Below are 26,419 nucleotides of genomic sequence, written 5' to 3' on the forward strand. Positions count from 1 at the left end.
ATTATGGTTTTATCGAGGTATCGTTGTAAAAGAGAGAACATAAATGAAATTACTACACCGTTTCTTTAGCAGTGAGGCGTCCGGTGGTGTGATCCTGATTATTGCCGCGGCCGCCGCGATGGTGCTGGCTAACCTGGGCATGACCCGCGATCTCTATCACGCATTTCTGGAAACGCCCGTCGAGCTGAAGGTCGGAGCGCTGGAAATTAACAAGAACATGCTGCTGTGGATCAACGATGCGCTAATGGCGGTGTTCTTCCTGCTCGTTGGTCTTGAGGTTAAGCGCGAGCTGGTGCTAGGTTCGCTAGCCAGCCGCCAGCGCGCGGCGTTCCCGGTTATTGCCGCGCTCGGTGGGATGGTCGTTCCAGCGCTGCTCTTCCTCGCATTTACCTGGCAGGATCCTGTCGCGCGTGACGGCTGGGCTATCCCGGCCGCAACGGATATCGCCTTTGCGCTCGGTGTCTTAGCTCTGCTCGGCAGCCGCGTGCCGGTTGCGCTGAAAATCTTCCTGATGGCGCTGGCGATCATTGATGACCTGGGTGCCATTGTGATTATCGCGCTGTTCTACACCAGCGATCTGTCGATCCTGTCCCTGAGCGTAGCCGCAGGGGCGATTGCGGTGTTGGCGGTGCTGAACATCTTCAACGTTCGCCGCATCGGTATCTATATCCTGGTGGGGATGGTGCTGTGGACGGCAGTGCTGAAATCCGGCGTGCACGCCACGCTGGCCGGCGTGATTGTGGGCTTCTTCGTGCCGCTTAAGCCGCAGGACGGTAAGTCACCCGCTAAACAGCTGGAACACGTGCTGCACCCGTGGGTCGCCTTTATGATCCTGCCGCTGTTTGCGTTTGCCAACGCGGGCGTTTCCCTGCAGGGGGTCACGCTGGACGGGCTGACGTCTGTCCTGCCACTGGGCATTATTGCCGGGCTGTTTATCGGTAAGCCGCTGGGGATCAGCCTCTTCTGCTGGCTGGCGTTGAAGATGAAGCTGGCATCGTTGCCGAACGGTACAACCTTTAGTCAGATCATGGCCGTCGGCATACTGTGCGGTATTGGATTTACCATGTCGATCTTTATCTCGACGCTGGCGTTTGGTGCAAACGCGCCAGAGCTCATCGTCTGGGCGAAGCTCGGCATTCTCATCGGGTCATTACTGGCGGCAGTGATTGGGTATACTTTGTTGAAGGTGAAGTTGTCCGGACAGGCCGTCCAGGCATAACGGAACACCGGGAGAAGGTCACTCTTCTCCCGATACACACTCAGGGAGCGAAGACGCGATGCCTCATTTGAATTACAACCATCTTTACTACTTCTGGCACGTTTACAAACAGGGTTCGGTCGTGGGGGCTGCAGAGGCGCTTTACCTGACGCCGCAAACCATCACCGGGCAAATCAAAGCCCTTGAAGAACGGCTGCAGGGTAAGCTCTTCAAGCGCAAGGGCCGTGGGATTGAACCCAGCGAACTGGGTGAACTGGTTTTCCGCTATGCGGACAAAATGTTCACCCTCAGCCAGGAGATGCTGGATATCGTCAACTACCGCAAAGAGTCGAACCTGCTCTTTGACGTGGGGGTGGCGGATGCACTGTCCAAACGGCTGGTAAGCGGCGTGCTGGATGCCGCCGTGGTAGAGGATGAACAAATCCATCTGCGCTGCTTTGAATCCACCCACGAGATGCTGCTGGAGCAGCTGAGCCAGCACAAGCTGGACATGATTATCTCGGATTGCCCCATCGACTCCACGCAGCAGGAGGGGCTGTTTTCGGTGAAAATTGGCGAATGCGGTGTGAGCTTCTGGTGCATCAATCCACCGCCGGAGAAACCTTTCCCGGCCTGTCTGGAAGAGCGTCGCCTGCTGGTGCCGGGAAGGCGTTCCATGCTGGGACGCAAGCTGCTGAACTGGTTTAATTCGCAGGGGCTGAACGTGGAGATCCTCGGTGAGTTCGACGATGCGGCGCTGATGAAAGCATTTGGCGAAGCGCATAATGCGATCTTCGTGGCGCCAACGCTCTACGCGCACGATCTCTATTCAGACGATAAGATTACGGAGATTGGCAGAGTAGATAACGTGATGGAGGAGTACCACGCCATATTCGCCGAAAGGATGATTCAACACCCGGCGGTGCAGCGAATCTGCAACCGTGACTACTCGGCGCTGTTTACGCCACCGGCATTCTGAAGACATAAAAAAACCCGCGTTAAGCGGGTTCTTTAAACAAGCAACAACAAGTAGCGATTAAGCCAGTTTGTTGATCTGCGCGGTCAGGTTTGCTTTATGACGCGCTGCTTTGTTTTTGTGGATCAGACCTTTAGCAGCCTGACGATCCACGATTGGTTGCATTTCGTTAAATGCGTTCTGCGCTGCAGCTTTGTCGCCAGCTTCGATTGCTGCGTATACTTTCTTGATGAAAGTACGCATCATAGAGCGACGGCTTGCGTTGTGCTTACGAGCCTTTTCAGACTGAACGGCACGTTTCTTAGCTGATTTGATATTAGCCAAGTCCAACTCCCAAATATGTTCTATGTGGACAATTCAAAGGCCGAGGAATATGCCCTCTTTGCCTTCTTTTGTCAATGGATTTGTGCAAATAAGCGCCGTTAATTAGCGACGCTACGTTACGTAGTGATGGCGCAGGATTCTACCAGCTTGTCTTTCGTGAATACAGCCTTTCGGCGTAAAAATCGCAGTTCACGGGCAGATTTTTTCGCTGTGAAAGGTCAGCCTGATGAAATCATTACGGCTTTCTGTTTTGCGCGAACAATCGCCGGTTAACCTTAACCGCTGTACAAGGTATACTTTGGCGATTTTCACTGTTTTGAGCCAGACATGAAGCTGATACGCGGCATACATAATCTCAGCAGAGCGCCACACGGGTGCGTGCTGACCATTGGTAATTTCGACGGCGTGCATCGTGGTCATCAGGCGCTGTTGCAGGGATTGCGTAAAGAAGGGGAGGCCCGTGGCCTGCCCGTTGTGGTGATGATTTTCGAGCCACAGCCGCTGGAGCTGTTCGCGGGCGATAAATCTCCCGCTCGCCTCACTCGCCTGCGCGAAAAGTTGCGCTACCTGGCGGAGTCCGGCGTGGACTACGTATTGTGTGTGCGTTTCGATCGCCGCTTTGCCGCATTGACAGCACAAAATTTTGTCAGCGACCTGCTGGTTAAGCGTCTTGGCGTTCAGTTTCTCGCCGTGGGGGATGATTTCCGCTTTGGCGCTGGTCGTCAGGGCGATTTCTTGCTATTACAGAAGGCTGGTCTGGAGTACGGTTTTGACGTCACCAGCGCGATGACCTTCTGTGAAGGCGGCGTACGCGTCAGCAGCACGGCGGTGCGGCAGGCGCTGGCTAATGATGAACTGGAGACGGCAGAAAATTTGCTGGGCCATCCGTTCACCATCTCTGGCCGCGTGGTTCATGGCGATGCGCTGGGCCGCACGATTGGTTTCCCGACGGCGAATATACCGCTGCGTCGTCAGGTTTCCCCGGTTAAAGGGGTCTATGCGGTGGAAGTAGCAGGACTGGGCGATAAGTCGTTTTACGGCGTTGCCAACATTGGCACGCGTCCTACCGTTGCCGGTGTGCGTCAACAGCTAGAAGTGCACCTGCTGGACGTTGTAATGGACCTTTATGGTCGCCATATAGATGTAATACTGCGTAAAAAAATACGCAACGAGCAGCGATTTGCTTCGCTGGATGAACTTAAGGCGCAAATCGCGCGAGATGAATTAACGGCCCGCGAGTTTTTTGGGCTTTAGAACCGGCTTAACTGCCTACGTGATAAATACGGAACCGAGAATCTGATGAGTGACTATAAATCAACCCTGAATTTGCCGGAAACAGGGTTCCCGATGCGCGGCGATCTCGCCAAGCGTGAACCGGGAATGCTGGCGCGTTGGACCGATGATGACCTGTACGGCATCATTCGTGCAGCCAAAAAAGGCAAAAAAACCTTCATTCTGCATGATGGCCCTCCATATGCGAATGGCAGCATTCATATTGGTCACTCTGTAAACAAGATTCTGAAAGATATTATCGTGAAGTCCAAAGGACTCGCGGGATTTGACTCGCCTTACGTTCCGGGCTGGGACTGCCACGGTCTGCCGATCGAGCTGAAAGTGGAGCAAGAGTTTGGCAAGCCAGGTGAGAAGTTCACCGCTGCAGAGTTCCGCGCGAAGTGCCGCGAATACGCGGCCACCCAGGTTGAAGGCCAGCGCGCTGACTTTATCCGTCTAGGCGTGCTGGGCGACTGGTCGCACCCGTACCTGACCATGGACTTCAAAACCGAAGCCAACATCATCCGTGCGCTGGGCAAAATCATCGGTAACGGCCACCTGCATAAAGGCGCAAAGCCTGTGCACTGGTGCGTGGACTGCCGTTCTGCGCTGGCAGAAGCGGAAGTGGAATATTACGACAAAACTTCACCTTCAATCGACGTGGCCTTCGAAGCGGTCGATCAGGATGCCATTAAAGGTAAATTCGGTCTGCCTGGCGTTAGCGGCCCGATCTCTCTGGTGATCTGGACCACTACCCCGTGGACGCTGCCAGCCAACCGTGCAATCTCTCTCTCCGGCGAGTTCGAATATGCGCTGGTGCAGATTGATGGCCGCGCGGTTATCCTGGCGAAAGATCTGGTTGAAAGCGTGCTGAAACGCGCGAATATCACCGACTACACCGTGCTGGGCACCGTAAAAGGCGACGCGCTGGAGCTGATGCGCTTCAAACACCCGTTCCTGGACTTTGACGTTCCGGCGATCCTGGGCGACCACGTCACGCTGGACGCGGGTACCGGTGCGGTACATACCGCCGGTGGCCACGGTCCTGACGACTACAACATCAGCCTGAAATACGGCCTGGAAATTGCCAACCCGGTAGGCCCGGATGGTTCTTACCTGCCTGGCACCTACCCGGCGCTGGATGGTATCAACGTCTTCAAAGCCAACGACATCATCGTTGACATGCTGCGCACCAGCGGCGCGCTGCTGCACGTTGAGAAAATGCAGCACAGCTATCCGTGCTGCTGGCGCCACAAGACGCCGATCATCTTCCGTGCGACCCCGCAGTGGTTCGTCAGCATGGATCAAAAAGGCCTGCGCGAGCAGTCTCTGAAAGAGATCAAAGGCGTGCAGTGGATCCCGGACTGGGGCCAGGCGCGTATCGAATCCATGGTGGCTAACCGCCCTGACTGGTGTATCTCTCGTCAGCGTACCTGGGGTGTGCCGATGTCGCTGTTCGTGCATAAAGAGACGCATGAGCTGCACCCGAACACCCTGGAACTGATGGAAGAAGTGGCGAAGCGCGTCGAAGTTGACGGCATTCAGGCGTGGTGGGATCTCGACGCCCGTGACATCCTGGGCGCGGACGCGGACAACTATGAGAAAGTGCCAGACACCCTGGACGTGTGGTTCGACTCCGGATCTACTCACGCCTCCGTAGTTGACGTGCGCCCGGAGTTTGCCGGTCACGCTGCCGACATGTATCTGGAAGGTTCCGACCAACACCGCGGCTGGTTCATGTCATCCCTGATGATCTCCACCGCGATGAAAGGTAAAGCGCCTTACCGTCAGGTACTGACCCACGGCTTCACCGTGGATGGTCAGGGCCGTAAGATGTCTAAATCTATCGGCAACACCGTTTCGCCGCAGGACGTGATGAACAAGCTGGGCGCGGACATCCTGCGTCTGTGGGTAGCTTCAACCGACTACACTGGCGAAATGGCGGTGTCTGACGAGATCCTGAAGCGTGCTGCCGACAGCTATCGTCGTATCCGTAACACCGCGCGCTTCCTGCTGGCGAACCTGAACGGGTTCGATCCAGTGAAAGACATGGTGAAACCGGAAGAGATGGTCGTGCTGGACCGCTGGGCGGTAGGCTGCGCGAAAGCGGCGCAGGAAGATATCCTGAAAGCCTATGAGTCTTACGACTTCCACGAAGTGGTGCAGCGCCTGATGCGCTTCTGCTCCATCGAGATGGGCTCGTTCTACCTCGACATCATCAAAGATCGCCAGTACACCGCGAAGGCGGACAGCGTGGCGCGCCGTAGCTGCCAGTCCGCGCTGTTCCACATCGCAGAAGCGCTGGTACGCTGGATGGCGCCGATCATGTCCTTCACCGCGGATGAAATCTGGGGTTATCTGCCGGGCGACCGTGAGAAGTATGTCTTCACCGGCGAGTGGTATGAAGGTCTGTTCGATCTCTCCAGCACCGAAGCAATGAACGATGCCTTCTGGGACGAGCTGCTGAAAGTGCGTGGCGAAGTGAACAAGGTTATCGAGCAGGCGCGTGCGGATAAGAAAGTCGGTGGCTCTCTGGAAGCAGCAGTAACCCTGTACGCCGAACCGGAGCTGGCGGCGAAGCTGACCGCGCTGGGCGATGAATTACGATTTGTCCTGTTGACCTCCGGTGCAAAAGTTGCGGATTATGCCGAGGCTTCTGCTGATGCTCAGCAGAGCGAGTTGCTCAAAGGCCTGAAAGTCGCACTGAGCAAAGCCGAAGGTGAGAAGTGCCCGCGCTGCTGGCATTACACTACCGATATCGGCCAGGTGGCGGAACACGCAGACATCTGCGGACGCTGTGTAAGCAACGTCGCCGGTGACGGCGAAAAACGTAAGTTTGCCTGATGAGTAAAACTCTCTGTTCAACAGGACTGCGCTGGCTGTGGCTGGTTGTGGTGGTACTGATTATCGATCTGGGCAGCAAGTTCCTGATCCTCCAGAATTTCGCTCTGGGGGAGACGGTTTCGCTGTTCCCGTCGCTTAACCTGCACTATGCGCGCAACTACGGCGCGGCGTTTAGCTTCCTTGCTGACAGCGGTGGCTGGCAGCGCTGGTTCTTCGCGGGTATCGCTCTCGGTATCTGCGTGGTACTGGCTGTGCTGATGTACCGCTCGAAGGCCACGCAAAAGCTGAATAACATCGCCTACGCGCTGATCATTGGCGGCGCGCTGGGCAACCTGTTTGACCGCCTGTGGCACGGCTTTGTGGTCGATATGATCGACTTCTACGTCGGCGACTGGCACTTCGCGACCTTTAACCTGGCCGACACCGCCATTTGCATCGGTGCGGCGTTAATCGTGCTGGAAGGCTTCTTGCCTAAACCCGCAGCGAAAGAGCAGGCGTAATTGTCAATGCCGGGTGATGCGCTGCGCCACCCGGCACAACATTAAAGAGCAATGTGTATGTCTAAATCCGTACAGAGCAACAGCGCGGTTCTCGTTCACTTCACGCTGAAGCTGGATGACGGCTCCACGGCTGAATCCACCCGCAATAACGGCAAACCTGCCCTGTTTCGTCTCGGCGATACCTCCCTGTCTGAAGGTCTTGAGCAGCAGCTCCTGGGCCTGAAAGAGGGTGAGAAAAAAGCGTTCTCGCTGGAGCCGGATGCCGCGTTTGGCGTGCCAAGCCCGGACCTGATTCAGTATTTCTCGCGCCGCGAGTTTATGGACGCGGGCGAACCGGAAATCGGGGCGATTATGCTCTTTACCGCTATGGACGGCAGCGAAATGCCTGGCGTGATCCGCGAGATTAACGGCGACTCTATCACCGTTGACTTCAACCATCCGCTTGCCGGGCGTACCGTTCATTTTGATGTTGAAGTGCTGGAGATCGATCCGGCACTGGAGGCCTGAAATGCAGATCCTGTTGGCTAACCCGCGCGGCTTCTGCGCCGGTGTAGACCGCGCTATCAGCATTGTTGAAAACGCGCTGGAGATTTACGGCGCGCCGATTTACGTGCGTCACGAAGTGGTGCATAACCGCTACGTGGTCGACAGCCTGCGCGAGCGCGGGGCGATTTTCATCGAGCAGATCAGCGAAGTGCCGGACGGTGCGATCCTGATCTTCTCTGCGCACGGCGTCTCTCAGGCGGTGCGTAACGAAGCGAAAAGCCGCGATCTGACCGTATTCGATGCCACCTGTCCATTAGTGACAAAAGTGCATATGGAAGTGGCGCGCGCCAGCCGTCGCGGTGAAGAGTCGATTCTGATTGGCCACGCCGGTCACCCGGAAGTTGAAGGCACCATGGGCCAGTACAGCAACCCGGAAGGGGGAATGTACCTGGTGGAGTCGCCGGAAGATGTCCTGACGCTGAACGTGAAAAACGAAGCGCGTCTGTCGTTTATGACCCAGACCACGCTTTCCGTAGACGACACCTCAGACGTGATTGACGCCCTGCGCCAGCGCTTCCCGAAAATCGTCGGGCCGCGTAAGGATGATATCTGCTACGCCACCACTAACCGTCAGGAAGCGGTGCGCGCGCTGGCTGAACAGGCGGACGTGGTGCTGGTTGTCGGCTCTAAAAACTCCTCTAACTCCAACCGTCTTGCCGAACTGGCGCAGCGTATGGGGAAAGCGGCGTTTTTAATCGACGACGCGACGGACATCCAGGAAGCGTGGGTGAAAAATGCGGCCTGCGTTGGCGTTACCGCAGGCGCTTCCGCGCCGGATATCCTGGTGCAGAACGTGATTGCTCGTCTGCAGGAGCTGGGCGGGGGCGAAGCGGTTCCGCTGGAAGGACGCGAAGAGAATATCGTCTTCGAAGTGCCGAAAGAGCTGCGTATCGACGCCCGCGAAGTGGAATAATTTCTTTTCTGATGAAAGGCCAGCACCTCCTGTGCTGGCCTTTTTTTTGCTCCGGACTTTATCGTGACGACAAAATCATGTCTTTTACTGATATCTGAGTCGGTTTCACGTTAAATTCTAATTATTGGTGTTTTCAGTTGGCAGCCTTTACGAAGGCTGGTTAATCTGAAAACGGTTTACATCATTTTAACGTAAGAGAATAACTATGCATGATGCACAGATCCGCGTCGCCATTGCGGGCGCGGGTGGACGTATGGGTCGCCAGCTGATTCAGGCGGCAATACAAATGGATGGCGTGGCACTCGGCGCGGCGCTGGAGCGTGAAGGTTCATCCCTGCTGGGATCCGATGCGGGTGAACTGGCCGGCGCGGGCAAGACAGGTGTTACCGTTCAGAGCTGCCTTGATGCGGTGAAAGATGACTTTGACGTGTTCATCGACTTTACCCGTCCCGAAGGCACCCTGTCTCACCTGGCGTTTTGCCGCCAGCACGGTAAAGGGATGGTGATTGGCACTACCGGCTTCGATGATGCGGGTAAACAGGCCATTCAGGATGCAGCCACCGACATTGCGATTGTCTTTGCCGCGAACTTTAGCGTAGGCGTTAACGTCATGCTGAAGCTGCTGGAAAAAGCGGCGAAGGTGATGGGTGACTACACCGACATAGAGATTATTGAAGCGCACCACCGCCATAAAGTTGATGCTCCATCAGGCACGGCGCTGGCGATGGGCGAAGCGATTGCTTATGCAATGGATAAAGATTTAAAAGACATCGCAGTCTATTCCCGTGAAGGGCATACCGGAGAACGCGTGCCGGGCACCATTGGTTTCGCAACCGTCCGGGCGGGCGATATCGTCGGCGAACATACGGCGATGTTCGCCGATATTGGCGAACGTGTTGAGATTACGCACAAAGCGTCAAGCCGCATGACGTTCGCCAATGGCGCAGTACGCTCCGCATTGTGGCTGAAATCGAAAGAAAAGGGTCTTTTTGATATGCGAGATGTGCTGGATCTCAACAATTTGTAAGCTTTATTACCCATCGTGATGTGGTTATTGCAGTCGTAATATATTGATTGCATAGGGCAATAATTTATTGCCCTCTTATTTTATTTGTTTTAGATGTATTTTGATTGTTAATGGTCATAAATCTGAGTTTTATGCCATTATTATGTGAATTGAATGTAAATTTTGACCATTTGGTCCACTTTTTGTCGCCCACATCTCTTAAATTCCATAAAACCTACCGCGCAAGCGTTTTCCAGGATGATTTACCTGATCTTTTTGCCCATTAAATCCCATTCAAGCCGCCAGTCCTGCAAAAGAATAAACAAAATATCCGTTTTAAGTTGACTTTTACCCACCAAATCTCCAGAATGCCGCCGTTTGCCAAAAATCCGCTGGCAACACATTTGCATTGATCTATGACATAGTCATGAATTAATATGCAAATAAAGTGAGTGAATATTCTCTGGAGGGTGTTTTGATTAAGTCAGCGCTATTGGTTCTGGAAGACGGAACCCAGTTTATCGGTCGGGCCATAGGGGCAACGGGTTCGGCGGTTGGGGAAGTCGTTTTCAATACTTCAATGACCGGTTATCAAGAAATCCTCACTGATCCTTCCTATTCTCGCCAAATCGTTACTCTTACTTATCCTCATATCGGCAATGTCGGCACCAATGCGGCTGACGAAGAATCCTCTCAGGTACATGCGCAAGGCCTGGTCATTCGCGACCTGCCGCTGATTGCCAGCAACTTCCGCAACACTGAAGACCTCTCTTCTTACCTGAAGCGCCATAACATCGTGGCGATTGCCGATATCGATACCCGTAAGCTGACGCGTCTGCTGCGCGAGAAGGGGGCACAAAACGGCTGCATCATCGCAGGGGATAACCTCGATGCGACGCTGGCGCTGGAAAAAGCGAAAGCCTTCCCGGGTCTGAACGGTATGGACCTCGCGAAAGAAGTGACTACCGCCGAAGCCTACAGCTGGACGCAGGGGAGCTGGACGCTGGAAGGCGACCTGCCGGAAGCGAAAAAAGAGAACGAACTGCCGTTCCACGTGGTGGCCTATGATTTTGGTGCCAAGCGCAACATCCTGCGCATGCTGGTTGACCGCGGCTGCCGCCTGACGGTGGTACCGGCGAAAACCTCCGCTGAAGAGGTGCTTAAGATGAACCCGGACGGCATCTTCCTCTCTAACGGCCCAGGCGACCCGGCACCGTGCGATTACGCTATCGACGCCATCAAGTCCTTCCTGGAAACCGACATCCCGGTATTCGGCATCTGCCTCGGCCATCAGCTGCTGGCGCTGGCGAGCGGTGCGAACACCGTCAAGATGAAGTTCGGCCACCACGGTGGTAACCACCCGGTGAAAGACATTGATAACAATACGGTGATGATTACCGCGCAGAACCACGGTTTCGCCGTCGATGAAGCCTCTATGCCGGCTAACCTGCGCGTGACGCACAAATCACTGTTCGATGGCACCCTGCAGGGTATCCACCGTACCGATAAGCCAGCGTTCAGCTTCCAGGGCCACCCGGAAGCCAGCCCGGGCCCGCACGACGCCGCGCCGCTGTTCGATCACTTCATCGAACTTATCGAGCAATACCGTAAGACCGCTAAATAATCAGGAGCCGAGAAGACCATGCCAAAACGTACAGACATAAAAAGCATCCTGATCCTTGGCGCTGGCCCGATCGTCATCGGCCAGGCCTGCGAATTCGACTACTCCGGCGCACAGGCGTGTAAAGCGCTGCGCGAAGAGGGTTACCGCGTTATCCTGGTTAACTCTAACCCGGCGACCATCATGACCGACCCGGAAATGGCGGATGCCACCTACATCGAGCCGATTCACTGGGAAGTGGTGCGTAAAATCATCGAAAAAGAGCGGCCGGACGCGGTGCTGCCAACCATGGGCGGCCAGACGGCGCTGAACTGCGCGCTGGAGCTGGAGCGTCAGGGCGTGCTGGCTGAATTTGGCGTCACCATGATTGGTGCGACCGCCGACGCGATTGATAAAGCAGAAGACCGTCGCCGCTTTGACGTGGCGATGAAGAAAATCGGCCTCGACACCGCGCGTTCCGGTATTGCGCATAACATGGAAGAGGCGCTGGCCGTTGCGGCAGAAGTAGGCTATCCGTGCATCATCCGTCCATCGTTCACCATGGGCGGCACCGGTGGCGGTATCGCCTACAACCGCGAAGAGTTCGAAGAGATTTGCGAGCGCGGTCTGGATCTCTCTCCAACCAAAGAGCTGCTGATTGATGAATCGCTGATTGGCTGGAAAGAGTACGAGATGGAAGTGGTGCGTGATAAAAACGACAACTGCATCATCGTCTGCTCTATCGAAAACTTCGATGCGATGGGTATCCACACCGGCGACTCCATCACCGTTGCGCCAGCCCAGACGCTGACCGACAAAGAGTATCAAATCATGCGTAACGCCTCGATGGCGGTACTGCGTGAAATCGGCGTGGAAACCGGCGGCTCTAACGTGCAGTTCTCCGTTAACCCGAAAACCGGCCGTCTGATTGTTATCGAAATGAACCCGCGCGTGTCCCGCTCCTCCGCGCTGGCCTCCAAAGCCACCGGCTTCCCGATTGCGAAAGTGGCGGCGAAGCTGGCGGTGGGTTATACCCTCGACGAGCTGATGAACGACATCACCGGTGGCCGCACGCCTGCGTCCTTCGAGCCGTCCATCGACTACGTTGTGACTAAAATTCCTCGCTTTAACTTCGAGAAATTCGCGGGCGCGAACGACCGTCTGACGACCCAGATGAAATCTGTGGGTGAAGTGATGGCGATTGGCCGCACGCAGCAGGAATCCCTGCAAAAAGCGCTGCGCGGTCTGGAAGTGGGCGCCACCGGCTTTGACCCGAAAGTGAGCCTGGACGACCCGGAAGCGCTGACCAAAATCCGCCGCGAGCTGAAAGACGCGGGCGCAGAACGTATCTGGTACATCGCCGATGCCTTCCGCGCGGGCCTGTCCGTCGACGGCGTATTTAACCTGACCAACATCGACCGCTGGTTCCTGGTGCAGATTGAAGAGCTGGTGCGTCTGGAAGAGAAAGTGGCGGAGCTGGGCATCAACGGCCTGGACGCAGACTTCCTGCGCATGCTGAAGCGTAAAGGCTTCGCCGATGCGCGTCTGGCTAAGCTGGCGGGCGTGCGCGAAGCGGAAATCCGCAAGCTGCGCGACCAGTATGACCTGCACCCGGTTTACAAGCGCGTGGACACCTGCGCGGCCGAGTTCTCGACCGATACCGCGTACATGTACTCCACCTATGAAGACGAGTGCGAAGCGAACCCGTCCGTCGACCGCGACAAGATTATGGTGCTGGGGGGCGGTCCAAACCGTATCGGCCAGGGCATTGAGTTCGACTACTGCTGCGTGCACGCCTCGCTGGCGCTGCGCGAAGACGGGTACGAGACCATCATGGTCAACTGTAACCCGGAAACCGTTTCTACCGACTACGACACCTCCGATCGCCTCTACTTCGAGCCGGTTACCCTGGAAGACGTGCTGGAAATCGTGCGCATCGAGAAGCCAAAAGGCGTTATCGTGCAGTACGGCGGTCAGACCCCGCTGAAGCTGGCGCGCGCGCTGGAAGCGGCAGGCGTACCGGTTATCGGTACCAGCCCGGACGCGATTGACCGCGCGGAAGACCGTGAGCGTTTCCAGCAGGCGGTTGACCGTCTCAAGCTGAAACAGCCGGCGAACGCCACCGTGACCGCCATTGAAATGGCCGTTGAGAAGGCGAAAGAGATTGGCTACCCGCTGGTGGTGCGCCCGTCCTACGTCCTGGGCGGCCGCGCGATGGAAATCGTCTACGACGAAGCCGACCTGCGTCGCTACTTCCAGACGGCGGTGAGCGTTTCCAACGATGCGCCAGTACTGCTTGACCGCTTCCTCGACGACGCGGTTGAGGTGGACGTTGACGCCATCTGCGACGGCGAAATGGTGCTGATTGGCGGCATCATGGAGCACATCGAGCAGGCGGGCGTGCACTCCGGCGACTCCGCCTGTTCTCTGCCGGCCTACACGCTGAGCCAGGAAATTCAGGACGTGATGCGCCAGCAGGTGCAGAAGCTGGCCTTTGAGTTGCAGGTTCGTGGGCTGATGAACGTTCAGTTCGCGGTGAAAGACAACGAAGTTTATCTGATTGAAGTCAACCCGCGTGCGGCGCGTACCGTACCGTTCGTCTCTAAAGCGACCGGCATTCCGCTGGCGAAAGTGGCGGCGCGTGTGATGGCTGGCCAGACGCTGGCGCAGCAGGGCGTGACAAAAGAGATCATCCCGCCGTATTACTCGGTGAAAGAGGTGGTGCTGCCGTTCAACAAATTCCCGGGCGTTGACCCGCTGTTAGGGCCAGAGATGCGCTCGACCGGGGAAGTGATGGGCGTGGGCCGCACTTTCGCAGAAGCGTTTGCCAAGGCGCAGCTGGGCAGCAGCTCTACCATGAGAAAATCGGGCCGTGCGCTGCTCTCCGTTCGCGAAGGCGATAAAGAGCGCGTGGTTGACCTGGCCGCCAAGCTGCTGAAACAGGGCTTCGAGCTGGACGCAACCCACGGTACGGCGATTGTGCTGGGTGAAGCCGGTATTAACCCGCGTCTGGTGAACAAAGTGCATGAAGGTCGTCCGCACATTCAGGATCGTATCAAGAATGGCGAATATACCTACATCATCAACACCACCGCAGGACGCCAGGCGATTGAAGACTCCAAGCTGATTCGCCGCAGCGCGCTGCAATACAAAGTGCACTACGACACCACCCTGAACGGCGGTTTCGCAACAGCGATGGCGCTGAATGCGGATGCCACCGAAAAGGTGATTTCGGTGCAGGAAATGCACGCGCAGATTAGCAAGTAACCCCCATTGCCCGGTACCGTTCGGTTACCGGGCAATTTTCCCATCTTAAGAACCTTCTGGTTTTTCATCCGCTTTCAGTCAGTTAGCCTAAAATAGTTAGGTCGATAACGAAAATTCAACTGAGAGCAGGGGAAAACACCATGCAAAATAAATTACTGATCGCTTCCGTTCTGGCTGCCACCGCAATGTTTACCGTCGCGGGCTGTTCGTCCAATCAGGCCGTAAAAACCACAGATGGTAAAACCATCGTGACTGACGGGAAACCGCAGGTGGATGACGATACCGGCCTGGTGTCGTACAAAAACGCCGAAACCGGTCAAACTGAACAGATTAATCGCGACCAGGTGAAATCCATGGGCGAGCTGGATAACTAATTCAGTTTTCTGACGTAGCCCGTCAATAATATTCACTATTAGCCTGTTGAATTACTGTCTACACTCTTCTGGTAAAAGAAGGCAGTAAAACAACAGGCTATTCAATGATTCTGATAATTTATGCGCACCCTTATCCGCAGCACTCGCATGCGAATAAGCGGATGCTTGAGCAGGCAAGGACGCTCGAAAACGTAGAGATACGTTCCCTCTATCAACTCTATCCCGATTTTAATATCGATATCGCCGCCGAACAGGAGGCGCTCACCCGTGCCGATCTGATTATCTGGCAACATCCTATGCAGTGGTACAGTACGCCGCCGCTCCTGAAGCTGTGGATCGATAAAGTCTTCTCCCACGGCTGGGCTTACGGCCACAACGGCCATGCGCTAAAAGGCAAAAGCTTGATGTGGGCGGTTACCACCGGCGGTGGGGAAAGCCACTTTGATATTGGTGCCTTCCCGGGGTTTGACGTCCTGGCGCAGCCGCTGCAGGCTACGGCGCTTTACTGCGGGCTGAACTGGCTCCCGCCTTTTGCGATGCATTGCACCTTTGTTTGCGACGATGAAACGCTGCAGGCGCAGGCTCGCCATTATAAACAACGCTTGCTTGAGTGGCAGGAGACGCATCATGGATAGCCATACGCTGATACAGGCGCTGATTTATCTCGGCGCGGCGGCGCTGATTGTGCCGGTGGCGGTACGTCTGGGGCTGGGGTCGGTTCTCGGCTACCTGATTGCGGGCTGCGTCATTGGGCCCTGGGGCTTTCGACTGGTAACGGATGCGGAGGCGATCCTCCATTTCGCTGAAATTGGCGTCGTGCTGATGCTGTTTGTGATTGGTCTGGAGCTGGATCCGCAGAGGTTATGGAAACTTCGCGCCTCGGTATTTGGCGGAGGCGCGCTGCAGATGGTGGCCTGCGGCCTGCTGCTCGGTGGGTTCTGCATCCTGTTGGGCATGGACTGGAAAGTGGCGGAGCTTATCGGCATGACGCTGGCGCTCTCCTCGACGGCCATCGCCATGCAGGCGATGAACGAGCGAAATCTGACGGTCTCGCAGATGGGACGCAGCGCGTTCTCGGTGCTGCTGTTCCAGGATATCGCCGCTATTCCGCTGGTGGCGATGATCCCGCTGCTGGCGGCAAGCGGCTCGTCCACGACGCTGGGGGCGTTTGCGCTGTCGGCATTAAAAGTCGTGGGGGCGCTGGCGCTGGTGGTCCTGCTTGGCCGCTACGTGACCCGCCCGTTACTGCGGTTTGTTGCCCGTTCAGGCCTGCGCGAAGTGTTCAGCGCCGTGGCGCTGTTCCTGGTGTTTGGCTTTGGTTTGCTGCTGGAGGAAGCCGGGCTGTCGATGGCGATGGGGGCGTTCCTCGCAGGCGTTCTGCTGGCGAGCTCTGAATATCGTCACGCGCTGGAAAGCGATATCGAGCCGTTCAAAGGGCTGCTGCTGGGGCTGTTTTTCATCGGCGTGGGGATGTCCGTAGACTTCGGCACGCTGGTCACGCACCCGCTGCGGATCGTCATCCTGCTCGTCGGTTTCCTGATCATTAAAATGGCGATGCTGTGGCTGATTGCGCGTCCATTGAAGGTGCCGAACAAGCAGCGCCGCTGGTTTGCCGTACTGCTGGGTCAGGGGAGCGAATTTGCATTCGTGGTCTTTGGTGCCGCGCAGATGGCAAACGTGCTCGATCCCGAGTGGGCGAAAGCGCTGACGCTGGCAGTCGCGCTGTCGATGGCGGCAACGCCTGTTCTACTGGTGGTGCTGACGCGTCTGGAAAAATCAGGCAGCGAGCAGGAGCGCGAAGCCGACGAGATCGATGAGGAGCAGCCGCGCGTCATCATCGCCGGATTTGGTCGCTACGGGCAGATCGTCGGGCGTTTACTGCTGTCAAGCGGGGTGAAAATGGTGATTCTCGATCACGATCCTGACCATGTCGATACCCTGCGTAAATTTGATATGAAGGTGTTTTACGGCGATGCGACTCGCGTCGATCTGCTGGAATCCGCCGGGGCGGCAAAAGCCGAGGTATTGATTAACGCCATTGACGATCCTGAGACCAGCATGCAGATGGTGGAGCTGGTAAAAGAGCATTTTCCGGGGCTGACCATTATCTCCCGCGCGCGCGATGTGGATCATTACATCCGGCTGCGTCAGGCGGGCGTAGAGGCGCCGGAGCGTGAAACGTTCGAAGGCGCGCTGAAGTCTGGCCGCCTGGCGCTGGAGAATCTGGGGCTCGGCGCGTATGAAGCGCGCGAACGTGCGGACCTGTTCCGCCGCTTTAACACCGGGATGGTGGAAGAGATGGCGGCGATGGCCGGCAGTACGGCCACGGAGCGTGCGGCGGTGTTTAAACGCACCAGCGCCATGCTGACAGAAATCATTAACGAGGATCGCAATCACCTGTCGCTGATCCAACGTCATGGCTGGCAGGGCACGGAAGAGGGCAAGCATACCGGCGATCCGGCTGACGAGCCCGAGAGTAAACCTTCCGCGTGAAGTGGAGTTGCCAGCAATAATAAAAAATTTCTCTATCTTTACTCTGCCGCCAGTCGACGAAAGATTAAGCTTTCCGTATAGTGGCGGCAATTTTTTGCATCCGGGAAATTTTCAATGATCAGTCTGATTGCAGCGCTGGCAGTGGACCGCGTTATCGGTATGGAAAATGCCATGCCGTGGAACCTGCCTGCCGATCTCGCATGGTTTAAACGTACTACGTTAAACAAGCCGGTAGTGATGGGCCGCCTGACCTGGGAGTCGATTGGTCGTCCATTGCCGGGCCGTAAGAATATCGTTATTAGTAGCCAGCCGGGCACTGACGATCGCGTCGAATGGGTTAAGTCCGTTGATGAAGCGATTGCCGCCTGCGGTGACGCCGAAGAGATCATGGTGATCGGCGGCGGCCGTGTGTATGAGCAGTTCCTGCCAAAAGCGCAGAAGCTGTATCTGACCCACATTGATGCGGAAGTGGAAGGGGACACCCATTTCCCGGATTACGATCCGGACGAGTGGGAATCGGTATTCAGCGAGTTCCACGACGCGGATGCACAGAACTCCCACAGCTACTGCTTCGAGATTCTGGAACGTCGTTAAGTGATGTCCCTCTCCCGCCCGGGAGAGGGAATGATTCAGGAGGCAACGGCCTCACTTTCCCCTAAGTCCAGCTGTCGGTTGGACGGCTGAACAAAGTAAGTTTTATCTTCCCAGCGTAAGCAGGTCAACTCTCCGCCCCAGCAGCATCCGGTATCCAGACCGTAGATCCCGTCCGGCGTGCCTTTTCCTTCCAGCGCAGCCCAGTGGCCAAAGACGACGTTGTACTCGCTTGTCACGGGTCCAGGAATGGCAAACCACGGTTTGAGCGGGGCAGGCGCGCTTTCCGGCGTCTCTTTGGAATACATGTCCAGCTGCCCGTTCGGGAAGCAGAAACGCATGCGCGTAAAAGCGTTGGTAATAAAGCGCAGGCGAGCCAGACCGCTGAGATCCTCGCTCCAGTGATTCGGCATATCGCCGTACATGGCATCAAGGAAGAAGGGGTACGAGTCGCTCGCCAGCACCGCCTCAACGTCACGCGCGCAGGTTTTAGCCGTCTCAAGATCCCATTGCGGGGTGATCCCGGCATGAGCCATGACCAGCTTTTTCTCCTCATCGACCTGCAGTAAAGGCTGGCGGCGCAGCCAGTTAATCAGTTCGTCCGCGTCTGGCGCATCCAGCAGGGGAGAGAGACGATCTTTAGGTTTGTTGCGGCTGATCCCGGCAAAGACGGCCAACAGGTGAAGATCGTGATTGCCCAGCACCATGCGCACGCTGTCGCCCAGAGATTTGACGAAACGTAAAACCTCAAGCGAGCCCGGGCCACGCGCGACTAAATCGCCCGTCAGCCAGAGCGTGTCCTGTCCTGGCGTAAAGTCGACCTGTTTTAACAATGCGATCAGTTCATCGTAGCAACCGTGAACGTCGCCAATCAGATATGTAGACATTAGATTAATGAATGAGTGTGGTTACGGCGAGACGGAACACAGGAATAGCAACGCGGAACACATTGCCATCGACGTCGACCATTTCATAATGGCCTTGCATGGTACCCAGCGGCGTTTCAATTACCGCGCCGCTGGTGTACTGATACTCTTCGCCAGGGGCGATGTGGGGCTGTTCACCGACCACACCTTCACCCTGAACTTCAATTTCGCGGCCATTGCCGTTGGTGATAAGCCAGTAGCGCCCGCGCAGCTGCACAGGCATCCGCCCCAGATTGCGAATGGTCACGGTGTAAGCAAAGACAAAACGCTCTTCATCCGGCGAGGATTGCGATTCAACATAGACGCTTTGTACATGGACACATACGCGGGGCGAATCAATCATGGCTTAACTCTCCTTCGGCGGCGCATTTTCGCTGATGTAATTAGCCAGCTTGCAGTACTGCTCTACGGAAATGTTTTCCGCACGCATTGCCGGGTCGATCCCCAGCTCTGCTAACACCTCAACGGTAAACGAATTGCTGAGGCTGTTACGGATCGTTTTACGGCGCTGGTTAAAGGCTTCAGTCGTAATTCGGCTCAGTACACGCAGATCTTTAACCGGATACGGTTTCGTTTTGTGCGGCACAAGGCGCACAACCGCAGAATCTACTTTCGGTGGCGGCGTGAACGCTGATGGCGGTACTTCGAGTACCGGGATCACGTTGCAGTAATATTGTGCCATCACGCTTAAACGACCATACGCTTTACTGTTCGGCCCTGCAACCAGACGGTTAACAACCTCTTTTTGCAACATGAAGTGCATGTCGGCAATGGCATCAGTATAGCTAAAGAGGTGGAACATTAGCGGCGTGGAGATGTTATACGGCAGGTTGCCGAACACGCGCAGCGGCTGGCCCATTTTTTCCGACAGTTCGCCAAAGTTCATAGTCATGGCATCCTGCTGATAGATGGTCAGCTTTGGTCCGAGGAACGGGTGCGTTTGCAGGCGTGCGGCCAGGTCGCGGTCCAGTTCGATAACGGTCAGCTCGTCGAGGCGTTCGCCTACCGGCTCGGTCAGTGCGGCAAGGCCCGGGCCGATTTCGACCATAGCCTGACCCTTCTGCGGATTAATAGCAGAGACGATGCTGTCGATCACGAATTGATCGTTGAGAAAGTTTTGCCCGAAGCGTTTACGGGCTAAGTGGCCCTGATGGACTCGATTAGTCATTGAGTATTAACAATCATTTTGATGGCGAGATTAAGCGCCGTAATAAAACTGCCGACATCCGCTTTCCCCTGGCCTGCCAGATCCAGCGCAGTGCCGTGGTCAACGGACGTTCGAATAAAGGGTAAACCGAGGGTGATATTCACCCCGCGGCCAAAGCCCTGGTATTTTAGCACGGGCAGACCCTGATCGTGGTACATCGCGAGGACGGCGTCGGCATTATCCAGGTATTTTGGCTGGAAAAGGGTGTCCGCAGGCAGCGGCCCGCTGAGATTCATCCCTTTGGCGCGCATTTCTTCAAGCACCGGAATAATGGTGTCGATCTCTTCGGTGCCCATGTGACCCCCTTCACCCGCGTGCGGATTCAGGCCGCAGACCAGCACATGCGGCTGAGGGATCCCGAATTTTGTCTGCAGATCGTGATGCAGGATCCCGATGATCTCCCGCAGCAGTTCCGGGGTGATGGCATCAGGAATGGCCTTGATCGGTAGATGGGTGGTCACGAGAGCAACGCGCATCGCTTCCGTCGCCAGCATCATCACCACTTTCGGGCTGTGCGAGCGCTCTTCGAAGAACTCCGTATGCCCGGTAAAAGGGATGCCCGCTTCGTTGATGACGCCCTTATGCACGGGGCCGGTGATCAGAGCGGCAAATTCGCCCTTCAGGCAACCGTCGCAGGCGCGGGCAAGGGTTTCCACGACGTAGTGGCCATTTTCCGTGCTGAGCTTGCCTGGAACAACGGGTGTACGAAGGGGAACAGAAAGAAGAGTGAGCGTACCGGCCTGCTGTGGTGCGGGCTGTTGGCCTTCAACGTAAGGGATGAGCGTTAAGGGCAGACCGAGCAGATTCGCCCGGTCTTGTAACAGTGTTGCATCCGCGCAGACAACCAATTCTACTGGCCAGCTGCGCTGGGCGAGCTGGACAACGAGGTCAGGCCCAATCCCGGCAGGTTCGCCGGGAGTGATAACAACACGATGCTGTTTCATTAGTTGCTCAGGACTTTCACGTAAGCACTGGCGCGCTGTTCCTGCATCCAGGTTGCCGCTTCTTCGGAGAACTTACGGTTAAACAGCATACGATAGGCTCTGTCTTTCTGCGCCGCATCCGTTTTGTCCACGTTGCGGGTGTCCATCAGCTCGATCAGATGCCAGCCAAATGAAGAGTGAACCGGGGCACTGATCTGGCCTTTATTCAGCTTCATCAGCGCATCGCGGAAGGCAGGATCGTAAATGTCCGCAGCCGCCCAGCCCAGATCGCCGCCCTGGTTCGCAGAGCCAGGATCCTGAGAGAACTCTTTCGCTGCATTGGCAAACGACGTTTTACCGCTCTTAATATCTGCGGCAATTTGCTCCAGCTTCGCACGCGCCTGATCGTCAGTCATGATCGGTGACGGCTTCAGCAGAATGTGGCGAGCGTGAACTTCAGTCACGGAGATATTCTGGCTCTGACCGCGCAGATCGTTCACTTTCAGAATGTGGAAGCCCACCCCTGAACGGATTGGACCGACGATATCGCCTTTCTTCGCCGTGCTCAGCGCCTGAGCAAAGATAGATGGCAGCTCCTGGATACGTCCCCAGCCCATCTGGCCGCCTTTCAGGGCCTGTTGGTCAGCAGAGTAGGTGATAGCCAGCTTGCCAAAGTCGCCGCCGTTACGCGCCTGGTCGACAATTGAACGTGCCTGACTTTCTGCTTCAGCAGCCTGATCTGACGTTGGGTTCTCTGGCAGTGGGATCAGAATGTGGCTCAGGTTCAGCTCTGTGCTCGCATCGTTCTGGTTGCCCACCTGTTTTGCCAGCGCATCCACTTCCTGAGGCAGGATCGTGACGCGACGACGCACTTCATTGTTACGCACTTCTGAAATCAGCATCTCTTTACGGATCTGGTTACGGTAGGTAGCGTAGCTGATGCCGTCATAGGCCAGACGGCTGCGCATCTGGTCCGGCGACATGTTGTTCTGCTTTGCAATGTTAGCGATAGCCTGATCGAGCTGCTCGTCGGTCACCTTCACGCCCATTTTCTGACCCATCTGCAGGATAATCTGATCCATGATCAGACGCTCCAGGATTTGGTGGCGCAGCGTGGCGTCATCCGGAAGTTGCTGACCCGCTTCGCCCGAATTGAGCTTCACGGATTTCATCAGACCATCAACGTCACTTTCGAGCACGACGCCGTTGTTAACGACAGCGGCGACCTTATCAACAACCTGGGGGGCCGCGAAGCTGGTATTCGCAACCATAGCGACACCAAGCAGCAGCGTTTTCCAGTTCTTCATACTTTTTCCATTTCAATTAACCGCAAAGCGGATTACGTTGTAAATCAAGCACATTACAAAGAACTACTGTACGGCAGAATGTTCGAACGCAGCATCTGATGCGTGCCCAGGCCGTAGTTGGAGCTCAGGCCGCGCAGTTCGACATTAAAGCCAATCACGTTATCGTATTTGCTCTGATTGTTTACAGTGTCCCAGCCGTTAAGCTTACGCTCGTAACCGACGCGCAGCGCGTAACAGCAGGAGTTATATTGCAGACCAACCATCTGGTCCGCTGGCTTATTCGCGTTGGTGTCAAAGTAGTAAGCGCCTACGATTGACCAGCGGTCGGCGATAGGCCAGCTTGCTGCACCACCAACCTGCGAGATGCCGTCTTTATACTGTTCTGCGCCTGCATAAGAAGGCAATGTTGCCTGAATATATTCCGGGCTGGCATAACGATACGTCAACTGTACCATGCGGTCTTCATCGCGACGGTACTCAATAGCGGCACTGCTTGTGGCGATATTATCGAGGCGAGTGTCATATTGCACACCACCACGCAGGCCCCAACGGTCAGTCATGCGCCAGTACGTGTCTCCCGCCCAAACCAGCGAGCCCGTTTTGTTGTCCTTCTCCCAGTTAATGTTGTCATCACCGGTACGTGACTCGGTGAAATAGTAGATTTGACCAACAGAAACGTTAAAACGTTCAACGGCGGCATCATCATAAACGCGTGTTGTGACGCCGGTCGTTAACTGGTTAGCGGATGCGATACGGTCCAGACCGCCGTAAGTACGATCGCGGAACAGGCCGCTGTAGTCAGACTGCAGTAAAGACGAGTCGTAGTTCTGAATCTTGCTCTGATCGCGGTACGGTACGTACAAATACTGCATACGTGGCTCAAGCGTCTGGGTATAACCATCCGCCAGCAGGCCCATATCACGCTCGAAGATCAGCTTCCCGTCCATTTTGAACTGCGGGAGCGTTCGGTTAACCGACTCTTCCAGATGCGCATTCTTCGTGGTGTTGTAATTATCAATATTTTTTTGCTGATAGTGCGTCGCCATCAGCTTGGCTTCGGTATTCAGGCTTGCCCAGTCGTTAGACCACGGCAGATTGATCGTCGGCTCCAGGTGAACACGCGTAGCTTCTGGCATGTCCGAATCCGTGTTCACGAAATGTACCGCCTGAGCGTAAACCCGGGTGTCGAATGGACCTACATTATTCTGATACCAGTTAACGTCCAGCTGCGGCTCTGCACCATAGGTAGGCGTGGACTGGTCAGAGAATACCTGGAACTGCTTGGTTGAGACGGTTGCATCAAAGTTCTGCACCGCATAGCCTACGCTGAACTTCTGCGTGGCATAGCCATCCGTGCTCGAACCGTATTTAGACGAGAAGTCGTTAAAATAAGATGAGTCGCTAACTTTGGTATAGTCAACGTTAAAGCGCCACACCTGATCCATCACTCCGGCATGCTGCCAGTAGAATAGCCAGCGGTGTTTATCGCCTTCTGTAGGGTGCTCATCCTGGAAGACCTTATCCGACGGCAGATAATCCAGCTCCATCAGGCCAGCACCGGCCTGAGTCAGATAGCGGAACTCGTTTTCCCACATGATGTTGCCGCGCTTGTGGATATAGTGCGGCGTGATCGTGGCGTCCATGTTGGGCGCGATGTTCCAGTAATACGGCAGGTAGAACTCAAAGTAGTTCGAGGTGCTGTATTTGGCATTCGGGATCAGGAAGCCCGAGCGACGCTTGTCACCCACGGGAAGCTGGAGATAAGGGCTGTAGAATACCGGCACCGGACCCAGCTTAAAGCGTGCGTTCCAGATCTCTGCGACCTGCTCTTCACGGTCATGGATAACTTCGCTCCCGACCACGCTCCAGGTATTTGAACCTGGCAGACATGATGTAAAGGAGCCATTCTCCAGAATCGTATAGCGGTTTTCACCGCGCTGTTTCATCAGGTCCGCTTTACCGCGTCCCTGGCGACCCACCATCTGGTAATCACCTTCCCAGACGTTAGTATCTTTGGTATTCAGGTTTGACCAGGCTTTCGGACCTTTCAGGATGACCTGATTGTCGTCATAGTGCACATTACCCAGCGCATCCACCGTTCGTACCGGCTCGACCGCGCCTTCCGGCTGCTTCTGGTGCAACTGCACTTCATCAGCCTGCAGGCGGCTATTGCCCTGGTTAATATCCACATTGCCCGTAAACGTGGCATTGTCAGGATAAGTACCTTTGGAGCTATCGGCAGTAATGGTTACCGGCAAGCTATTTGTATCGCCCTCCACCAGTGGGCGATTATAACTTGGGACGCCAAGCATACACTGCGAGGCGAGATCGGCCGCCAGCCCCTGTTGACTGTACAGGGCGGAGCCAATCATTGTGGCCAGGAGGGTGGGGATACGTTTTTTCATACGTTATATTTTATTGTTCCGTCATCAGTGGCTACGGCTTACAAACGCTCAGAGACTATCTTACTCATCAGCGCAGTACCAGCGTTAATCCTGCCCGTTTGCGCGCCAGAGTGTTAGGCTCGCTATCGAATGACGAGTATGATAAAGCAAATTATAGGCGATGTCCTTCAATTGACCGTGGCTTGAACACTGTGATGATGACGTTGCGTCGGCAGGGAATATGACTATCCGGGGAGTATATGCAGTATTGGGGTAAAATAATCGGCGTTGCGTTCGCCATCATCATGGGGGCCGGGTTCTGGGGAATTGTGCTTGGGCTTATCATTGGCCATATGTTTGATAAGGCACGCAGCCGCAAAATGGCCTGGTTTGCCAATCAGCGCGAGCGCCAGTCGCTCTTTTTCTCCACCACCTTTGAGGTCATGGGGCACTTAACCAAATCCAAAGGCCGCGTGACCGAAGCGGATATTCAGATTGCCAGCGTTTTTATGGATCGCATGAACCTGCATGGTGAGTCCCGCCTGGCGGCGCAGAATGCGTTTCGCATCGGTAAATCGGATAACTATCCGCTGCGTGAAAAGATGCGCCAGTTCCGCAGCATCTGCTTCGGACGGTTTGATTTAATTCGGATGTTTCTGGAAATTCAGATTCAGGCGGCCTTTGCCGACGGCTCGCTCCACCCTAACGAGCGCGATGTTTTATACGTGATTGCGGAAGAGCTGGGCATCTCCCGTATGCAGTTCGATCAGTTCCTGCGCATGATGCAGGGCGGCGCCCAGTTTGGCGGCGGCTATCACCAGCAGTCTTCCGGCGGTGCATGGCAGCAGGCGCAGCGTGGCCCGACGCTGGAAGATGCCTGCAACGTGCTTGGCGTGAAGCCCACGGACGATCAAACCACGATTAAACGTGCCTACCGTAAGCTGATGAGCGAGCATCATCCTGACAAGCTGGTGGCGAAAGGTTTACCGCCGGAAATGATGGAGATGGCGAAGCAAAAAGCGCAGGAAATCCAGAAGGCGTACGAGCTCATTAAAGAGAAGAAAGGTTTCAAATAAGAAAAAGCCCGACGATGTCGGGCTTTTTTTTCAGAAGTCCACCGGGGCTTTAAACGTCATCGCGTTACCGAAAGTAGGGTGGGTGATGGTGAGCGTCTGCGCATGGAGCTGCAGGCGTGGCGCTAACGCCAGGGCCTCCGGCGGGGCGTAGAAGCGGTCACCCAGAATCGGGTGACCCAGCGCAAGCATATGCACGCGCAGCTGGTGTGAACGTCCGGTAATCGGCTTAAGCAGGACGCGCGCGGTGTTATCCGGCGCGTACTCCAGCACTTCATATTCGGTTTGCGCGGCCTTGCCGGTTTCATAACACACCTTCTGCTTTGGCCTGTTCGGCCAGTCGCAAATCAGCGGTAAATCCACCAGCCCTTCCGCCTGCGCCGGGTGGCCCCAGACGCGGGCAACATACTGCTTCTTCGGCTCGCGCTCGCGGAACTGACGCTTCAGCTCGCGCTCCGCTGCTTTATTCAGCGCCACCACAATCACGCCGCTGGTGGCCATGTCCAGGCGATGGACGGACTCGGCCTGCGGATAATCGCGCTGAATGCGCGTCATCACGCTGTCTTTGTGCTCATCCAGACGGCCCGGCACGGACAACAGGCCGCTCGGTTTATTGACCACCATAATGTGTTCATCCTGATACAGAATGACCAGCCAGGGATCCTGCGGCGGATTATACGGCTCCATCACCATCT

Annotated in this window: 23 protein-coding genes and 1 pseudogene; 16 read left to right on the forward strand and 8 right to left on the reverse strand. The window is 55.8% G+C overall.

What is annotated here, in order from left to right:
- Positions 1 to 43: 43 nt before the first annotated feature.
- A complete protein-coding gene (gene nhaA, locus IM295_RS10005) occupies positions 44 to 1,219 on the forward strand; it encodes a Na+/H+ antiporter NhaA (RefSeq protein WP_041911268.1) in 1,176 nt (391 codons plus the stop codon).
- Between the two features lie 58 nt (positions 1,220 to 1,277).
- Positions 1,278 to 2,177: a transcriptional activator NhaR gene (gene nhaR, locus IM295_RS10010; RefSeq protein ID WP_028015467.1), complete on the forward strand. Its 900-nt coding sequence runs from the start codon at positions 1,278 to 1,280 to the stop codon at positions 2,175 to 2,177.
- A gap of 57 nt (positions 2,178 to 2,234) precedes the next feature.
- Here nhaR and rpsT read toward each other — a convergent pair whose 3' ends face one another.
- Positions 2,235 to 2,498 carry a 30S ribosomal protein S20 gene (gene rpsT / locus IM295_RS10015; protein WP_003856458.1) on the reverse strand — a complete coding sequence of 88 codons (264 nt, stop codon included), beginning with the start codon at positions 2,496 to 2,498 and terminating at the stop codon, positions 2,235 to 2,237.
- A gap of 101 nt (positions 2,499 to 2,599) precedes the next feature.
- Between rpsT and IM295_RS23075 the strand changes: the two are divergent.
- The 13 genes and pseudogenes from IM295_RS23075 to folA all read left to right on the forward strand — a co-directional run bounded on the left by IM295_RS23075 (position 2,600) and on the right by folA (position 17,907).
- A pseudogene (locus IM295_RS23075) lies at positions 2,600 to 2,818 on the forward strand (DUF2575 domain-containing protein).
- 7 nt (positions 2,819 to 2,825) lie between these two features.
- The gene (gene ribF, locus IM295_RS10020) at positions 2,826 to 3,752 is read left to right on the forward strand and encodes a bifunctional riboflavin kinase/FAD synthetase (RefSeq protein ID WP_028015468.1); all 927 of its coding nucleotides are present in this window, start codon (positions 2,826 to 2,828) and stop codon (positions 3,750 to 3,752) included.
- 45 nt (positions 3,753 to 3,797) lie between these two features.
- Positions 3,798 to 6,614: an isoleucine--tRNA ligase gene (gene ileS, locus IM295_RS10025; RefSeq protein ID WP_045631133.1), complete on the forward strand. Its 2,817-nt coding sequence runs from the start codon at positions 3,798 to 3,800 to the stop codon at positions 6,612 to 6,614.
- Complete coding sequence (lspA, locus tag IM295_RS10030; protein WP_028015470.1) at positions 6,614 to 7,114, forward strand: signal peptidase II; 501 nt, start codon at positions 6,614 to 6,616, stop codon at positions 7,112 to 7,114. The genes ileS and lspA overlap by 1 nt, the downstream gene beginning before the upstream one ends.
- A gap of 57 nt (positions 7,115 to 7,171) precedes the next feature.
- The gene (gene fkpB / locus IM295_RS10035; RefSeq protein ID WP_003856450.1) at positions 7,172 to 7,621 is read left to right on the forward strand and encodes an FKBP-type peptidyl-prolyl cis-trans isomerase; all 450 of its coding nucleotides are present in this window, start codon (positions 7,172 to 7,174) and stop codon (positions 7,619 to 7,621) included.
- 1 nt (position 7,622) lies between these two features.
- Positions 7,623 to 8,573: a 4-hydroxy-3-methylbut-2-enyl diphosphate reductase gene (gene ispH / locus IM295_RS10040; protein ID WP_028015471.1), complete on the forward strand. Its 951-nt coding sequence runs from the start codon at positions 7,623 to 7,625 to the stop codon at positions 8,571 to 8,573.
- A gap of 205 nt (positions 8,574 to 8,778) precedes the next feature.
- Positions 8,779 to 9,600 (forward strand): 4-hydroxy-tetrahydrodipicolinate reductase, encoded by an 822-nt coding sequence (gene dapB / locus IM295_RS10045; protein ID WP_063154831.1) that lies wholly within the window; start codon positions 8,779 to 8,781, stop codon positions 9,598 to 9,600.
- 454 nt (positions 9,601 to 10,054) lie between these two features.
- Positions 10,055 to 11,203 (forward strand): glutamine-hydrolyzing carbamoyl-phosphate synthase small subunit, encoded by a 1,149-nt coding sequence (gene carA, locus IM295_RS10050; RefSeq protein WP_041911264.1) that lies wholly within the window; start codon positions 10,055 to 10,057, stop codon positions 11,201 to 11,203.
- Between the two features lie 18 nt (positions 11,204 to 11,221).
- Positions 11,222 to 14,446 (forward strand): carbamoyl-phosphate synthase large subunit, encoded by a 3,225-nt coding sequence (carB, locus tag IM295_RS10055; protein ID WP_041911263.1) that lies wholly within the window; start codon positions 11,222 to 11,224, stop codon positions 14,444 to 14,446.
- Positions 14,447 to 14,586: 140 nt separating this feature from the next.
- Positions 14,587 to 14,820, forward strand: coding sequence for a YgdI/YgdR family lipoprotein (locus tag IM295_RS10060; protein ID WP_003856439.1), 234 nt, complete (start codon positions 14,587 to 14,589; stop codon positions 14,818 to 14,820).
- Positions 14,821 to 14,924: 104 nt separating this feature from the next.
- The gene (kefF, locus tag IM295_RS10065; protein ID WP_045259434.1) at positions 14,925 to 15,455 is read left to right on the forward strand and encodes a glutathione-regulated potassium-efflux system oxidoreductase KefF; all 531 of its coding nucleotides are present in this window, start codon (positions 14,925 to 14,927) and stop codon (positions 15,453 to 15,455) included.
- Positions 15,448 to 17,313, forward strand: coding sequence for a glutathione-regulated potassium-efflux system protein KefC (gene kefC / locus IM295_RS10070; RefSeq protein ID WP_045259435.1), 1,866 nt, complete (start codon positions 15,448 to 15,450; stop codon positions 17,311 to 17,313). The genes kefF and kefC overlap by 8 nt, the downstream gene beginning before the upstream one ends.
- 114 nt (positions 17,314 to 17,427) lie before the next feature.
- A complete protein-coding gene (gene folA / locus IM295_RS10075) occupies positions 17,428 to 17,907 on the forward strand; it encodes a type 3 dihydrofolate reductase (protein ID WP_006173915.1) in 480 nt (159 codons plus the stop codon).
- 35 nt (positions 17,908 to 17,942) lie between these two features.
- On the opposite strand, the gene apaH is transcribed toward folA, so the two are convergent.
- From apaH to lptD, 6 genes are read right to left on the reverse strand one after another with little or no spacing between them, the layout of a single operon-like run.
- Positions 17,943 to 18,791, reverse strand: a complete 849-nt coding sequence (gene apaH, locus IM295_RS10080; protein ID WP_028015478.1) for a bis(5'-nucleosyl)-tetraphosphatase (symmetrical) ApaH — start codon at positions 18,789 to 18,791, stop codon at positions 17,943 to 17,945.
- Between the two features lie 4 nt (positions 18,792 to 18,795).
- Positions 18,796 to 19,173, reverse strand: coding sequence for a Co2+/Mg2+ efflux protein ApaG (gene apaG, locus IM295_RS10085; protein ID WP_014882505.1), 378 nt, complete (start codon positions 19,171 to 19,173; stop codon positions 18,796 to 18,798).
- 3 nt (positions 19,174 to 19,176) lie between these two features.
- Entirely contained in the window at positions 19,177 to 19,998 is an 822-nt protein-coding gene (gene rsmA, locus IM295_RS10090; protein ID WP_028015479.1) for a 16S rRNA (adenine(1518)-N(6)/adenine(1519)-N(6))-dimethyltransferase RsmA, read from the reverse strand.
- Positions 19,995 to 20,981, reverse strand: a complete 987-nt coding sequence (pdxA, locus tag IM295_RS10095) for a 4-hydroxythreonine-4-phosphate dehydrogenase PdxA (protein WP_136486652.1) — start codon at positions 20,979 to 20,981, stop codon at positions 19,995 to 19,997. The genes rsmA and pdxA overlap by 4 nt, the downstream gene beginning before the upstream one ends.
- Entirely contained in the window at positions 20,981 to 22,267 is a 1,287-nt protein-coding gene (surA, locus tag IM295_RS10100) for a peptidylprolyl isomerase SurA (RefSeq protein WP_028015481.1), read from the reverse strand. Before surA ends, pdxA begins: the two co-directional genes overlap by 1 nt.
- Positions 22,268 to 22,320: 53 nt before the next feature.
- Positions 22,321 to 24,672, reverse strand: coding sequence for an LPS assembly protein LptD (gene lptD / locus IM295_RS10105; RefSeq protein ID WP_047367310.1), 2,352 nt, complete (start codon positions 24,670 to 24,672; stop codon positions 22,321 to 22,323).
- Between the two features lie 239 nt (positions 24,673 to 24,911).
- Between lptD and djlA the strand changes: the two genes are divergently transcribed.
- Positions 24,912 to 25,727 (forward strand): co-chaperone DjlA, encoded by an 816-nt coding sequence (gene djlA, locus IM295_RS10110; RefSeq protein ID WP_028015483.1) that lies wholly within the window; start codon positions 24,912 to 24,914, stop codon positions 25,725 to 25,727.
- A gap of 30 nt (positions 25,728 to 25,757) precedes the next feature.
- Here the strand turns inward: djlA and rluA are convergent, their stop codons facing one another.
- A complete protein-coding gene (gene rluA / locus IM295_RS10115; protein WP_028015484.1) occupies positions 25,758 to 26,417 on the reverse strand; it encodes a bifunctional tRNA pseudouridine(32) synthase/23S rRNA pseudouridine(746) synthase RluA in 660 nt (219 codons plus the stop codon).
- Between the last annotated feature and the right edge of the window lie 2 nt (positions 26,418 to 26,419).

Origin of the sequence: Enterobacter cloacae complex sp. P14RS (assembly GCF_014895895.1) — a bacterium.
Lineage (GTDB): Bacteria > Pseudomonadota > Gammaproteobacteria > Enterobacterales > Enterobacteriaceae > Enterobacter > Enterobacter bugandensis.

What these genes read in the sequence shown, in the direction of transcription:
- nhaA (WP_041911268.1), top strand. Translation starts at nt 44, where the DNA reads ATGAAATTACTACACCGTTTCTTTAGCAGTGAGGCGTCCGGTGGTGTG.
- nhaR (WP_028015467.1), top strand. Translation starts at nt 1,278, where the DNA reads ATGCCTCATTTGAATTACAACCATCTTTACTACTTCTGGCACGTTTAC.
- ribF (WP_028015468.1), top strand. Translation starts at nt 2,826, where the DNA reads ATGAAGCTGATACGCGGCATACATAATCTCAGCAGAGCGCCACACGGG.
- ileS (WP_045631133.1), top strand. Translation starts at nt 3,798, where the DNA reads ATGAGTGACTATAAATCAACCCTGAATTTGCCGGAAACAGGGTTCCCG.
- lspA (WP_028015470.1), top strand. Translation starts at nt 6,614, where the DNA reads ATGAGTAAAACTCTCTGTTCAACAGGACTGCGCTGGCTGTGGCTGGTT.
- fkpB (WP_003856450.1), top strand. Translation starts at nt 7,172, where the DNA reads ATGTCTAAATCCGTACAGAGCAACAGCGCGGTTCTCGTTCACTTCACG.
- ispH (WP_028015471.1), top strand. Translation starts at nt 7,623, where the DNA reads ATGCAGATCCTGTTGGCTAACCCGCGCGGCTTCTGCGCCGGTGTAGAC.
- dapB (WP_063154831.1), top strand. Translation starts at nt 8,779, where the DNA reads ATGCATGATGCACAGATCCGCGTCGCCATTGCGGGCGCGGGTGGACGT.
- carB (WP_041911263.1), top strand. Translation starts at nt 11,222, where the DNA reads ATGCCAAAACGTACAGACATAAAAAGCATCCTGATCCTTGGCGCTGGC.
- IM295_RS10060 (WP_003856439.1), top strand. Translation starts at nt 14,587, where the DNA reads ATGCAAAATAAATTACTGATCGCTTCCGTTCTGGCTGCCACCGCAATG.
- kefF (WP_045259434.1), top strand. Translation starts at nt 14,925, where the DNA reads ATGATTCTGATAATTTATGCGCACCCTTATCCGCAGCACTCGCATGCG.
- kefC (WP_045259435.1), top strand. Translation starts at nt 15,448, where the DNA reads ATGGATAGCCATACGCTGATACAGGCGCTGATTTATCTCGGCGCGGCG.
- folA (WP_006173915.1), top strand. Translation starts at nt 17,428, where the DNA reads ATGATCAGTCTGATTGCAGCGCTGGCAGTGGACCGCGTTATCGGTATG.
- apaH (WP_028015478.1), bottom strand. Translation starts at nt 18,791, where the DNA reads ATGTCTACATATCTGATTGGCGACGTTCACGGTTGCTACGATGAACTG.
- apaG (WP_014882505.1), bottom strand. Translation starts at nt 19,173, where the DNA reads ATGATTGATTCGCCCCGCGTATGTGTCCATGTACAAAGCGTCTATGTT.
- rsmA (WP_028015479.1), bottom strand. Translation starts at nt 19,998, where the DNA reads ATGACTAATCGAGTCCATCAGGGCCACTTAGCCCGTAAACGCTTCGGG.
- pdxA (WP_136486652.1), bottom strand. Translation starts at nt 20,981, where the DNA reads ATGAAACAGCATCGTGTTGTTATCACTCCCGGCGAACCTGCCGGGATT.
- surA (WP_028015481.1), bottom strand. Translation starts at nt 22,267, where the DNA reads ATGAAGAACTGGAAAACGCTGCTGCTTGGTGTCGCTATGGTTGCGAAT.
- lptD (WP_047367310.1), bottom strand. Translation starts at nt 24,672, where the DNA reads ATGAAAAAACGTATCCCCACCCTCCTGGCCACAATGATTGGCTCCGCC.
- djlA (WP_028015483.1), top strand. Translation starts at nt 24,912, where the DNA reads ATGCAGTATTGGGGTAAAATAATCGGCGTTGCGTTCGCCATCATCATG.
- rluA (WP_028015484.1), bottom strand. Translation starts at nt 26,417, where the DNA reads ATGGTGATGGAGCCGTATAATCCGCCGCAGGATCCCTGGCTGGTCATT.